This window comes from Kitasatospora sp. NPDC048662 (assembly GCF_055587065.1).
In genome coordinates this window covers 166,904-178,372 of the sequence record NZ_JBVJHA010000006.1, presented here as the reverse complement: position 1 = coordinate 178,372, position 11,469 = coordinate 166,904, and the positions used below count along the sequence as shown (strand labels likewise).

Annotated in this window: 9 protein-coding genes, 3 pseudogenes and 2 CRISPR repeat arrays; of the genes and pseudogenes, 6 read left to right on the top strand and 6 right to left on the bottom strand. The window is 68.7% G+C overall.

Going from position 1 to position 11,469, the window contains the following annotated elements; genetic code table 11:
- The first annotated feature begins 1 nt into the window (after window position 1).
- From cas1e to istB, 6 genes and pseudogenes are all read left to right on the top strand, one after another.
- A complete protein-coding gene (gene cas1e, locus ACZ6R9_RS18970; RefSeq protein WP_465539007.1) occupies window positions 2–937 on the top strand; it encodes a type I-E CRISPR-associated endonuclease Cas1e in 936 nt (311 codons plus the stop codon).
- Window positions 934–1,284, top strand: coding sequence for a type I-E CRISPR-associated endoribonuclease Cas2e (cas2e, locus tag ACZ6R9_RS18965; protein ID WP_465539005.1), 351 nt, complete (start codon window positions 934–936; stop codon window positions 1,282–1,284). The genes cas1e and cas2e overlap by 4 nt, the downstream gene beginning before the upstream one ends.
- A 675-nt stretch (window positions 1,285–1,959) precedes the next feature.
- Entirely contained in the window at window positions 1,960–3,159 is a 1,200-nt protein-coding gene (locus tag ACZ6R9_RS18960) for a methyltransferase domain-containing protein (protein ID WP_465539003.1), read from the top strand.
- Between the two features lie 318 nt (window positions 3,160–3,477).
- Window positions 3,478–3,872: direct repeats of the CRISPR family, unit length 28 nt; unit sequence CTGCTCCCCGTGCACGCGGGGATGGTCC.
- Window positions 3,873–3,902: 30 nt separating this feature from the next.
- Window positions 3,903–4,268 carry a Mu transposase domain-containing protein gene (locus tag ACZ6R9_RS18955; protein WP_465539001.1) on the top strand — a complete coding sequence of 122 codons (366 nt, stop codon included), beginning with the start codon at window positions 3,903–3,905 and terminating at the stop codon, window positions 4,266–4,268.
- A 26-nt stretch (window positions 4,269–4,294) separates the two neighbouring features.
- A pseudogene (locus ACZ6R9_RS18950) lies at window positions 4,295–5,278 on the top strand (IS481 family transposase); the annotation flags it as partial.
- A 214-nt stretch (window positions 5,279–5,492) separates the two neighbouring features.
- Window positions 5,493–6,265 (top strand): annotated as a pseudogene (gene istB, locus ACZ6R9_RS18945) (IS21-like element helper ATPase IstB).
- 62 nt (window positions 6,266–6,327) lie between these two features.
- Here istB and ACZ6R9_RS18940 read toward each other — a convergent pair.
- From ACZ6R9_RS18940 to ACZ6R9_RS18915, 6 genes and pseudogenes are all read right to left on the bottom strand, one after another.
- On the bottom strand, window positions 6,328–6,771 hold the full coding sequence (locus tag ACZ6R9_RS18940; protein ID WP_465538999.1) for a hypothetical protein: 444 nt from the start codon (window positions 6,769–6,771) through the stop codon (window positions 6,328–6,330).
- Between the two features lie 134 nt (window positions 6,772–6,905).
- A complete protein-coding gene (locus ACZ6R9_RS18935) occupies window positions 6,906–7,190 on the bottom strand; it encodes a hypothetical protein (RefSeq protein WP_465538997.1) in 285 nt (94 codons plus the stop codon).
- 150 nt (window positions 7,191–7,340) lie between these two features.
- Window positions 7,341–7,529 (bottom strand): hypothetical protein, encoded by a 189-nt coding sequence (locus ACZ6R9_RS18930; protein ID WP_465538995.1) that lies wholly within the window; start codon window positions 7,527–7,529, stop codon window positions 7,341–7,343.
- Window positions 7,530–7,596: 67 nt separating this feature from the next.
- Window positions 7,597–7,950, bottom strand: a complete 354-nt coding sequence (locus ACZ6R9_RS18925; RefSeq protein WP_465538993.1) for a hypothetical protein — start codon at window positions 7,948–7,950, stop codon at window positions 7,597–7,599.
- A gap of 835 nt (window positions 7,951–8,785) precedes the next feature.
- Window positions 8,786–9,808: a hypothetical protein gene (locus ACZ6R9_RS18920; RefSeq protein ID WP_465538991.1), complete on the bottom strand. Its 1,023-nt coding sequence runs from the start codon at window positions 9,806–9,808 to the stop codon at window positions 8,786–8,788.
- 167 nt (window positions 9,809–9,975) lie between these two features.
- A pseudogene (locus ACZ6R9_RS18915) lies at window positions 9,976–10,237 on the bottom strand (site-specific integrase); the annotation flags it as partial.
- 207 nt (window positions 10,238–10,444) lie between these two features.
- A CRISPR array of direct repeats spans window positions 10,445–11,449; the repeat unit is 29 nt; unit sequence CTGCTCCCCGCCCGCGCGGGGATGGTCCC.
- Window positions 11,450–11,469: the final 20 nt, after the last annotated feature.

The window sequence follows — 11,469 nt, the reverse complement described above, 5'->3', positions numbered from 1 at the left end:
GATGAGCACCGTCAGCCGCCGGCCCGTCAGCAGCCCGCGGGAACTGGCCCGCGCCGCCGATCGGGTCTCCTTCCTCTATCTCGAACGCTGCACCGTCCACCGCGACTCCAACGCCCTCACCGTCGAAAGCGCCGAAGGCACCACCCACATCCCCTCGGCGACCATCGGCACCCTCCTGCTCGGCCCCGGCACCCGCATCACCCACCAGGCAATGAGCGTCCTCGGCGAAACCGGCGCCGCCGTGGTCTGGGTCGGCGAGCACGGCGTGCGCTACTACGCGGCGGGCCGGGCACTGTCCCGCTCCTCGGCCCTCGCCGAAGCCCAGGCCTCACAATGGGCGAACCGGCGCACCCGCCTGGACGTGGCCAGAGCCATGTACCGGCTCCGCTTCCCGGACGAAGACCCGGCCGGTCTCACCCGGAAGGAACTGCTCGGCCGCGAGGGCACCCGGATGAAGGAGTGCTACCGCGCCCACGCCACCCGAACGGGCATCCGGTGGAGGGGCCGCAACTACATCCCCGGTGACTTCACCTCAGGAGACGCGGTCAACCAGGCCATCACCGCAGCCGCACAAGCCATGTACGGCGTCTCGCACGCCGTCGTCACCGCCCTCGGATGCTCACCCGCCCTCGGATTCGTGCACTCCGGCCACGAACTGTCGTTCGTGCTGGACATCGCCGACCTCTACAAGACCGAGGTCGGAATCCCCGTCGCCTTCGACGTCGCCGCCGAATCGGACGAGGACGTTGGCGCGCGCACCCGCCGAGCACTGCGGGACCGCATCCACGAACTGCGGCTCCAGGAACGGATCGTCGCCGACATCCACCGACTCCTCCGCACCGGAACGGCGGCCGGGGACAAGGACACCGTTACCCTCCAGTCCGACCACGGGCAACAGGTCGCATCGGGCGTCAACTACTCGGAGGGCAACTGGTGACCGTCATCGTCCTCACCAACTGCCCCATCGGCCTGCGCGGATTCCTCACCCGATGGCTCCTCGAGATCTCCGCAGGAGTGTTCATCGGATCCCCGTCGGCACGCGTTAGAGACGCCCTCTGGGACGAGGTCCGCCAGTACGCGGGACAAGGACGAGCCCTCCTGATCCACACCTCCAACACCGAACAGGGCTTCACCTTCCGCACCCACGAACACTCCTGGACCCCCGTGGACCACGAAGGCCTCACCCTCCTCCAACGCCCGAACAACACCCCCACCGCCACCCCGGGGCCGGCCAAGACGGGCTGGAGCAAAGCCTCCCAACGGCGCCGCTTCGGCAACCGATAAGAGCTGGCAAATATGTCCTTTATGCCGGAGTCGATGAAAGCGGGTAATTCCCGCGCCAACGGCGTGTAACACCCCAGGTCAACGAGCCTGCTCCCCGCCCGCGCGGGGATGGTCCCCCCTGGCAGGTTGTCAGTGAGTGAAAGTTGGTCTGCTCCCCGCCCGCGCGGGGATGGTCCCTTTGTCCGTCATCACTAACGACGTCGCGGCGGCTGCTCCCCGCCCGCGCGGGGATGGTCCCCACATGCCGGACGTGTCCGCCGTCGTCACCACCTGCTCCCCGCCCGCGCGGGATGGTCCCCAGATCATGGGGACGGTCAACGTCGGCACGGGCTGCTCCCCGCCCGCGCGGGGATGGTCCCGAGCTGGAGGAGTTCCGCGCCAAGGCGCGCAGCTTCCCCGCCCGCGCGGGGATGGCCCCTCCGGGGCCGCGACAGGTGGCCCTGGTCTGTTTCCGGTGCTGCCGCCGGTTGGGGCGGTGCGGTCTTGTGTCCGGCCCTGGGTGCGCGTCACGGTGGCGGTTTCTTTGCGTGAGAGGGGATTGACTATGGGTGACGAGGGCAAGGATGGGGTGCAGGACGGTGAGGGTGGGGCGCACGCGAAGCCGGGTGGTCCGGCGATCGGGCCGAAGCCGAGTCCGGACGGTCAGGGTCCGGAGCCGGACCCCAAACACAAGAAGTGAGCGGCGACGTGGCGGCGGGTGGCCGGGTGGCGCTGGCCGATCGGCTCGCGGGTGCGGGTGTGCTGGACGCCGGGTGGCGGGGGGCGTTCGAGGCTGTCCCGCGGAATCTGTTTCTGCCGTCGGTGTATTGGGAGTTCGTCGACGGTGGTGCGGTGCGGCGTGATCGGGGCGCCGATCCGGAGGAGTGGTTGACCGGTGCTTACCGGGACACGGCGGCGATCACGCAGTGGGACGACGGCGACGAGGCCGGTGGGCGGCGGGACTTCACGTCGAGTCTGAGCATGCCGACGATGGTGGCGCGGATGTTCGGTGCTCTCGGTGTGGAGGACGGGCACCGGGTGCGGGAGGTGGGGACCGGCCCGGGCTTCAACGCCGCGTTCCTGGCCCACCGTCTCGGCGCCGGCGGGGTGGTGAGTGTCGAGATCGACGAGGCGGTCGCCGGCCTCGCGCGCGGGAACCTGGCCGCTGCGGGACTCGGCGGCGTGGAGGTGCTGGTCGGGGACGGCGCCTTCCCCGCGGTCGGAACGGACGGGCGGGCCGATCGGCTGATCGCCACCTACTCGAGCCTGGTCACCGACCTCCCCGTCGCCTGGGTCGGCCAGACCGTGCCGAGCAGAGTGATCGTCGCCCTCACCGCCACCTTGTTCGGCGGCGGTGCCACCGCTCGCCTCCAGGTGGCCGACCACGGGCAGAGCGCCGGCGGGCGGTTCACCGGGGCGTCGGACTTCATGCGGATGCGTCAGCAGTGCTACCAGGCCCCGCCGGTGGACGCCTACCTGCCCGGCGACGCCCGGGCGTCGGTGACCGACCTGGACCCGGAGACCATCGGCGACTCCTGGCTCGCGCAGTTCGCCGTCGGCACAGCCCTGCCAGACATCTACTACCGGCGCGCGCCGTGCGGGGACATGGTGACGTGGTGGTTCTTCGACACCGCGGTGACGTCCTGGGCGACGGTCGACTCCGTGCCCGGCCGGCACGAGTTCGAGGTATGCCAGAGCGGACCCCGTCGGCTGTGGGAGGAGATTCCACAGCGTCTGGAACACCTGGGACAAAGCCGGCCGGCCCGGCTACGAACGCTTCGGACTCACCGTCACCATGACCGGCACCCGCACGGTGTGGCTCGACGACCCCGACCATCCCTGGCACCTGCCCGCACACTGACGCCAGTGCTGGAGACCGAAGCAAGGACAGCGTGAGACCTGCTCCCTGCGCCCGCGGGGATGGTCCCCACACTCCGCATTTCACCGGCAACGGCCGAGGCCGCTCCCGTCCGCGGGATTGTCTCGCTGTTGGCAGACGTCGGGCACCATGGCCGGCTGCTCTCCGTGCACACGGGCGTCGTACTGTCGTGGGAGCATCCACCCCATGTGCTATTGCTCCTTGACACCTCCACAGCACCACTGACCCCGGAGGGCGCGACCCGCCCCAGATAGGGAAGAAAGTCGCTTATGTCTGAATCTGTGAAAGTGGTTCATTTCCGGGTCGATGGCGTGTGACGTCGCAGGTCAACGAGTCTGCTCCCCGTGCACGCGGGGATGGTCCCTCGACTCGGCCAAAGTTGCCGGTCTGATCGTCCTGCTCCCCGTGCACGCGGGGATGGTCCCTACCCAGTCCACCCGCTACGAGATCACCGGCACTGCTCCCCGTGCACGCGGGGATGGTCCCGCCTTCAGTGTGGCGAGGTCGATCCGCTTGTCCTGCTCCCCGTGCACGCGGGGATGGTCCTGGCTTACGTGGAGAAGGTCTACAAGATCAAGACTGCTCCCCGTGCACGCGGGGATGGTCCCTCGACCTACTACCCGGCGCCGCTCCAGGATTCCTGCTCCCCGTGCACGCTGGGATGATCCCCGTATGTCTCGGACGGCCCTACGCCGCGCCAGGTTGCTCCCCGTGCACGCGGGGGTCAGCCGGCGACGATGGTGTCGTTGACGGTCATGGCGTGGACCACACGGCCCTGCGGCCGCTGCCCCGCACGTCCTACGTGGTCGCGCAGCGGCACGTGCGGCACGTCGGCAAGGACTGCCTGGTCGCCTTCGACGCGAACCTCTACTCCGTGCCCGCCCGAAAGGTCCGCCCGCGTCAACTGGTCGAGATCCGGGCCACAAGGTCCCAGGTCGTGCTCCACTCGACCGTCCCCGACTCGGCCGGCACCACCCTGCTCGCCGTTCATTCAAGGGCGGTGGGCCGCGGTGCCCGCATTGTCGACGAGCGGCACTGGGACGGCCTACCTGTATTGACCACAAGCGTTGTTGACGGTGCAGGGCTTGATCAAAGTGAAGACCTCCGGTGTGGTGGAGGTGTCTAGGCTCCACACCACACACGGAGGTCTTCGTGTCCCACCGTAACGCCCGGCTGACCGTGCACGGCAGGCGACTCCTGGTCGAACGCGTCCGGGCTGGACGGCCTGTCGCCCATGTGGCCGCCGAGATGGGCGTCTCCCGCGCCACCGCCCACAAGTGGGTCCGCCGCTGGAGGGAGGAGGGCGATGCGGGCCTGCACGACCGCACCAGCCGGCCCCGCACCACCCCGCACCGCACGACGGACACGATCGAGGCGGAGATCCGCCGGCTGCGACGCGAACGAAAGCTCGGTCCCGCCCGGATCGGGCCGGTCCTCGGCATACCGCCCTCCACGGTCCACCGGGTCCTGACCCGGCACGGCATCAACCGGCTGCAATGGATGGACCGGCCCACCGGTCAGGTCGTGCGCCGCTACGAACGCGAACGCCCCGGCGAACTGGTCCACGTCGACATCAAGAAGCTCGGCAACATCCCCGACGGCGGTGGCCACCGCGTCATGGACCGCCGGGCCGGCGAGAGCAACCGGTACGCCACCACCGGCCTGCGGACCCCGAGCGGGACACCAAGGATCGGCTACAGCCACATCCACACCGCCGTCGACGACCACACCCGCCTCGCCTACAGCGAGATCCTGCCCGACGAACGCCAGGAGACCGCGGCCGGGTTCTGGCAGCGGGCCGAGCGGTTCTTCGCCGAGCTGGGCATCACCGTCGAACGCGTCCTGACCGACAACGGCTCCTGCTACCGGTCACGTCTGTGGCGCGACACCCCGCGGGCGTCGGGCATCACGCACAAGCGCACCCGCCCCTACCGCCCGCAGACCAACGGCAAGGTCGAGCGCTTCAACCGCACCCTGCTCGACGAGTGGGCCTACCAGCGGCCCTACACCAGCAACCAGGAACGAGCCGAAGCGCTCCCCGACTTCCTCCACACCTACAACTACCATCGCTGCCACACCGCACTCGGAGGACAACCACCGATCACCCGCGTCAACAACCCTGCGGGTCAATACACCTACCCAAGGGCGACACCAGGCGCGTCACCACGGGCGACGGGCTTCCCCAGCCCCGCCGCGAACAGGCCCCGGCCGGCGAGGACAGCCCGCTGCGGGCCCTGCTCAACCGGGCCGCCGCCGCCCGTGTCGAGGTCGGCCGCCGCCCGCTGTCCGTCTACGACGAACTGACCGGCACCCGCCCGTTCACCACCAATTACCCGACGAAGGGCGCCCGTTGAGCCAGCTCGTCAGCAACCGCATCCGCACCATGGCCGGCAAGCTCGGCCTGCCCCACCTCGCCGACGGCCTGAACCAGTACGCCAAGCGCGCGGACGAGGCGAAGATGGGCTACCTCGACTTCCTCGACCTCGTCCTGAGCGAAGAACTCGGCGTCCGTGACGACCGGCGCTTCCGCCAGGGCCTGCGGCTGTCGAAGCTGTCGCACTACAAGACCCTGGACGACTACGACTTCTCCTTCCAACCCGAACTCGACTCCCGCAAGGTCAAGGACCTCGCCACCCTGTCGTTTGTCGACGCCAAGGCGAACGCCGCCCTGCTCGGGCCTCCCGGAGTCGGCAAGACCCACATCGCCCGTCGCCCTCGCGGTCGCCGCCTGCCGGGCCGGCTACTCGATCTACTTCACCAGCCTCGACGACATGGTTCGCCACCTTCGCACCGCCGAGGCCACCGGGCGCCTGACCAGCAAAATCCGTACCAACCTGCGGCCGAGCGTTCTCGTGGTCGACGAAGTCGGCTACCAGCCCCTGGAACGTGCGGAGGCGAACCTGGTCTTCCAGGTGACCTCCAAGCGCTACGAGAAGGGGCTCGATCATCCTGACCTCGAACAAGGCATTCAGCGAATGGGGCCAGGTCTTCGGCGACGAGGTCCTCGCCACCGCTATCCTCGACCGGCTCCTGCACCACTGCGAAGTCGTCTCGATCAACGGCAACAGCTACCGCCTCAAGAACCGCCTCCAGGCCATCGACCGAGCCACTGACGTCGCCTGAGCAGGTTGACCCGTCCCACCGAAGTTTGCCAGCCGTCTGAGCCTGTCAACGCCTTTAGACCGTCACTGGAGTGCGGAGGCCGCGTCGTCGCTCTGGGCCTGGTAGACGGTCACGATCGAGGCCACGGCATCGACTTCGAGTGGTCCGGTGATCCTCAACCAGACCAGTTCGGGCAGGTCATCGGAGCGTTCGAGTCGGTCGACGGCCTCGGTGGGCCAGGGCGACGGCAACTCGGGCAGGTGGATCAGCGAGACCCCGTCAATGAAGACGGGGGCCAGTTCGGGTTCCCACGGGCGGACCGAGTAGAGGCCGGACAGCGAGATCACCACGTCAGGCTTCCACGGCCCCTCGCGCAACCACACGTCCAGGGTGTTGTCCTTGCGGTCCGCGCGGGACTCGTCCAACGAGATGCGCTCGATGGAGTAGCTGATGCAGGACTCCAACGTCCGCGCAGCATTCGTGCATCGGTTCTTGAAGGCGTCGGTTGCCCCATGTTCGTCGACCACGGCACGAGACTACGGTGAACAGAACGGTCCATGAGAGCGACTTCGCCGAGACGGGTCAGTGGTGCACACAACTCGGTACGCGCTGGAGCATTCAGATCAGTACGCGGGCAAGGAGGCGAAGTTCCCGGAGGAGTTCAGCCATCTCCGCCTTGCAGCGCCGCGAAGTGAACCCCCATCAAACTGAGCCGCTTCACGACCGTCTCGACGGTAGCCGCGTAGCCGAAAGCCGTGCTCATGTCACCGTCTTCGATGTCCTCCGCGTACTCCTTCCATACCGGCGCGCCCTCGTATGCCTCCGGCGGGGCCCTGATCCAGTCAGCAGCGTCAGCGTCCAGGTTGTGGTCCCCCGCGTTCGCCGCGTCGACCTCGCTCGCCCACCGCGCATCCATGTACTTGTCGTGCTCTCGGAAGATGGTCATGAGCTTTGTTGGAACGTGGTTCCTTCCCCCCACTGATCTCATCCTCGCAGAGATAGAAGAACCACCTGTCGCCCACTCAACTCCCCGATCCGCGCTCCATGAATCCGCCTGGCGAGCATCACGGTTTCGTGCCCGGCAGGCAAATGGGGATCACCGTTGCCGGGCTTCGAGGAGCTCGGCCTCGAAGGCAGCGACCCGCTTGTAGGCGAAACGGAGGTTGGAGCGGGCGCCCTCAAGCCGCTCTTGCCGGGTGTGGTGCTCACGGGTGAGCTGCTGAACACGGTGCTTGAGGGTGGTGTTCTCGGTGACGAGTGCCTGCACGGACTCGCTTGGGACCATCGCACCGCCCCGCCCCCGGAGGAGGAGGCGGGGCGATGCGCGCGCTCAGGCAGGGCAGCGCGGCGTCTCAAGCGCCGTAGCTACGGAGCGCTTTACCCGCCCCACTGGCCGACTTCAGGAACCCGTTCTCCGCCAGCAGCTCGACGATCTTCGCCGCCTGCCGGCTGTTGATGGACTCGAGGCCGCCGATCTTCAACATCAGGCTGCCAAGTTCCACCTTCCGAACGAGGAGTGCGGCACCGGCAACCGCAAGGCCGGCACCTACCGCCCCCATGACCACGCCCCTGATGAGCGCGCCCCGAGCGGACCTGGCCTCAGCCGCCTCGCTGCTGCTGGCGTGACCCGTCTGCTGCCAGTGCTTGTGCAGGTCAGCGAGGTCACTGGTCCCGTATGGGCATGACTCGCATTTGTAACTGATCATCGAGCGATAGTCCCACCCTGAGGCAGAGCGGGCAGGGTGGACGGCGAAACAGCCCCGCCGATTGGCGAGTTGGCCAGCTCGGGTGGTAGTGAGGAGCGCGACTGCTACCCGCCCCACGCGTCGAAGCCAGCGGCGCGTCTTCTTCGCGCGAGCGGGGATGGTCCCTCGACGATGTTGAGGTGGCGGACCTCGGTGGCCTCCTCCCCGCCCCCGCGGGGATGATCCCCCGTCAGTAGACCGTTGGGCACCACGGTCGGCTGCTCCCCGTGCACACGGTCGTCATACTGCCATGGGAGCATCCACCCACACGTCGCTGCTTCTTGACACCTTCACAGCACCGCTGAAGGGCGGCGCCACCGCATTCGAGCGGCGTCGGCCACGAGCCGACCCGGGCCGGCAACGATCCCAGAAAGAGAGGAAAGCCGCTTATGTCTGAATCTCTGAAAGCGCGTCACTCCCGGGTCGTCGGCGCCTAACGTCCCATGTCAACGAGTCTGCTCCCCGCCCGCGCGGGGATGGTCCCCACAACCAGGTGACCCAGGCGTACGGCCTGGACTGCTCCCCGCCCGCGCGGGGATGGTCCCCGCGTACTGCTCGCGCACCGCATGCCATGGCTCTGCTCCCCGCCCGCGCGGGGATGGACCTGACTGTGCCAAGTCCTACATCGTCGGCGCCCCCTGCTCCTCATGCCCGTAGTGGGATTGTCCCCGCAGGTGCGGGGAGCGGGCGCTCGTGGGTGTTGTCGAGGGTGCCGTCGTGGGTATCGACGCGTAGCCAGCCGCCGTAAGTTGACCGCTACAGGTTGGCACGCCCGGCGCACGACCGGGTGAAGGGCTCACTGCATGACTTCGAGATGTGGATGGTCGAACGAGGTCGGGCAGAGGTAGATCTGCATGTTGTAGCCCCTGCCGATCTCCACCATTGGCGGATCGGAGGGACTGCGCAGGCCGGTGCGCTCCGGGGGGACGCGATCTTCGAGGGGGATCCAGCTGCCGCTTCCACCGTCCCACTCACCGCTGCTGACGGTGAGCAGGGGTCGGTACTCGGTTTCGCAGCTCGGGCAGTGCATGGGCGAGGGGTCGCGGAAGCTCCACGGGCCCCAGCCGCCGATCTTCCAGCCGGGGGCGACCGAGAGCTCGTACTGGTAATAGGCACCGCCGGGTCCTGCGTCCGGGTCGTCCTCCTGCTCCTCTCCCCAGTCGTAGAGGCGGTTGACGAGTTCTTCCGGGAGTTCGTGCGGTGCGGGGAATTCGGTGACAACCTCAGGGTGCAGGACGCAGGGTTCGGGAACGTAGTGGCCGTAGTGCTCGACGTCGGCGGGCTCCGGGGGATCAGTGAGCAGCTCGCCGACACTCGCGGCGTTCCGCCAGACGAGGCGGGCCGCAGGAAGCGCTTCGCCGTCGTGGTGAAGGGGGCACCACAGCACTTGCAGGAGGTTGGCCCCCGCCGGGCCCGTGAGTCCGGGGACGTCGCGGAGGTAGAGCTGGGCGACTGGCAGCAGGGCGTTCGGCTCGGTGTGAGGCGGGTGTCCGGCTTGGAGCTCGTCGAGGTACGCGCGCTGGTCGGGGGTGAGGAGGTCCTCGCCCGACTCACGGTGGCGGAGCCAGGCGGCTTCGAGCAGCGCCCGCCTTCGGCGGACGTCATCGAGCGAGACGGGCGGCTCCCAGTGATGGTGCTCCTGCGCGCAGGTCGGCCACTCCTCGTCCGACGGCCACAGGAGCGGCCCGCCGACGGAGCTGTCGTGGACGGATGGCACACCGGCACGCGGGTGCAGGCGGACGGATTGCCGGGCCAACGGCGCCAGCTCCGGGAACAGGGACACGATGTCCACAGGCCGGGGCGGGGTTGTTCTCGACACCTGTGCTCCTTCAGCAGCAACCTGCGAGTTTGGGGCGGACTCTATACGCGGGATGTGACAGTCCGATCGACTGTCTGGCCAGGCGGCTTTCGCCGACGCCGACGTCAGCGCCGAGTACCAGCGGCCGACGTGCATGCCTTCGCGATCGGTCAAAGTGACAGAGGACATCAGCGTCGGGCGTCGTCGGGCGCGAGGAGGCTCGTCACCTCGGCGAGGGCCTCGGGTAGACGGCTTGAAGTACCGACGGACGTTCTCCACCTTCCTGTGCCGGGACTTGGCTCTCAGCATCAGCTCGGACGCGCCCCGCTCGCCGAGGTGGGTCAGGGAGGAGTGCCAGTAATCGTGGAAGTCCCAACCGGTACCCGGGCCGGCCAGTGCGGTGTGCTGGTCGAGCAGCGCGCGGGCCTGGCCGTAGGAGAGCCGTGCCAGCATCCACCCACGCGCCACTGCTCCTTGACACCCTCGCAGCACCACTAAGGTTTCGAAGGTCGGCATCACCGGCGTCGGCACGCTCGAACGGCCGCGAGCTGGCCCGCACCGGAAAAGTCCCAGAAGAGAGGAAAGTTGCTTATGCGTAAATCTCTGCAAGTGGGTAATTTCCGAATCGACGGCGTGTGACATCGCAGGTCAACGAGTCTGCTCCCCGCCCGCGCGGGGATGGTCCCGCGGCCTCGACATCCTGGTGGACGAACTGCCGCTGCTCCCCGCCCGCGCGGGGATGGTCCCGACCAGTCGTAGTCCTTGAACGACCACTCCCACTGCTCCCCGCCCGCGCGGGGATGGTCCCAAGTGCGTTGCCTGGGAGTACATGAACAGCGGCTGCTCCCCGCCCGCGCGGGGATGGTCCCGGGTCGTCGCCGACGAGGACGGCATAGATGAACTGCTCCCCGCCCGCGCGGGGATGGTCCCGCGCCCACCATCCCGCCGTACGTGCGCGGGAGCTGCTCCCCGCCCGCGCGGGGATGGTCCCCAGCCGGAGGGGATCTCCTGGGGAACGTTCTCCTGCTCCCCGCCCGCGCGGGGATGGTCCCACGTACCGGCTCAGCATCCAGACCACGAACCCCTGCTCCCCGCCCGCGCGGGGATGGTCCCACGTACCGGCTCAGCATCCAGACCACGAACCCCTGCTCCCCGCCCGCGCGGGGATGGTCCCCAGGCCGACGAGGCCCTGCGGCGGATGCGCGACTGCTCCCCGCCCGCGCGGGGATGGTCCCCCGGAATGCGGCCCCCGTGCCGGGCACATGCACTGCTCCCCGCCCGCGCGGGGATGGTCCCCCACCCACGAACTCGTGGAGGCCCTGGACGGACTGCTCCCCGCCCGCGCGGGGATGGTCCCACTGTGAACGCTGCGGCCACACTCGGTCGTCTCTGCTCCCCGCCCGCGCGGGGATGGTCCCCACTGTGTGGCTGCTGTGGCCTGGTTGACCTCCTGCTCCCCGCCCGCGCGGGGATGGTCCCCCGCCGGATCGCGCCGATCGAAGGCACAAGCCCTGCTCCCCGCCCGCGCGGGGATGGTCCCGAGATCCGGCAGTTCATCGAGTGGCGACTCGGCTGCTCCCCGCCCGCGCGGGGATGGTCCCGGGAGTTGGACCGCAGCAGGCTGACCGTCGCTCTGCTCCCCGCCCGCGCGGGGACGGTTTCAGAGGGCGTTCGACCAACGA

Coding starts and splice junctions, on each gene's coding strand:
- cas1e (WP_465539007.1), top strand. CDS start 2: ATGAGCACCGTCAGCCGCCGGCCCGTCAGCAGCCCGCGGGAACTGGCC.
- ACZ6R9_RS18935 (WP_465538997.1), bottom strand. CDS start 7,190: ATGACCATCTTCCGAGAGCACGACAAGTACATGGATGCGCGGTGGGCG.
- ACZ6R9_RS18930 (WP_465538995.1), bottom strand. CDS start 7,529: ATGGTCCCAAGCGAGTCCGTGCAGGCACTCGTCACCGAGAACACCACC.
- ACZ6R9_RS18925 (WP_465538993.1), bottom strand. CDS start 7,950: ATGATCAGTTACAAATGCGAGTCATGCCCATACGGGACCAGTGACCTC.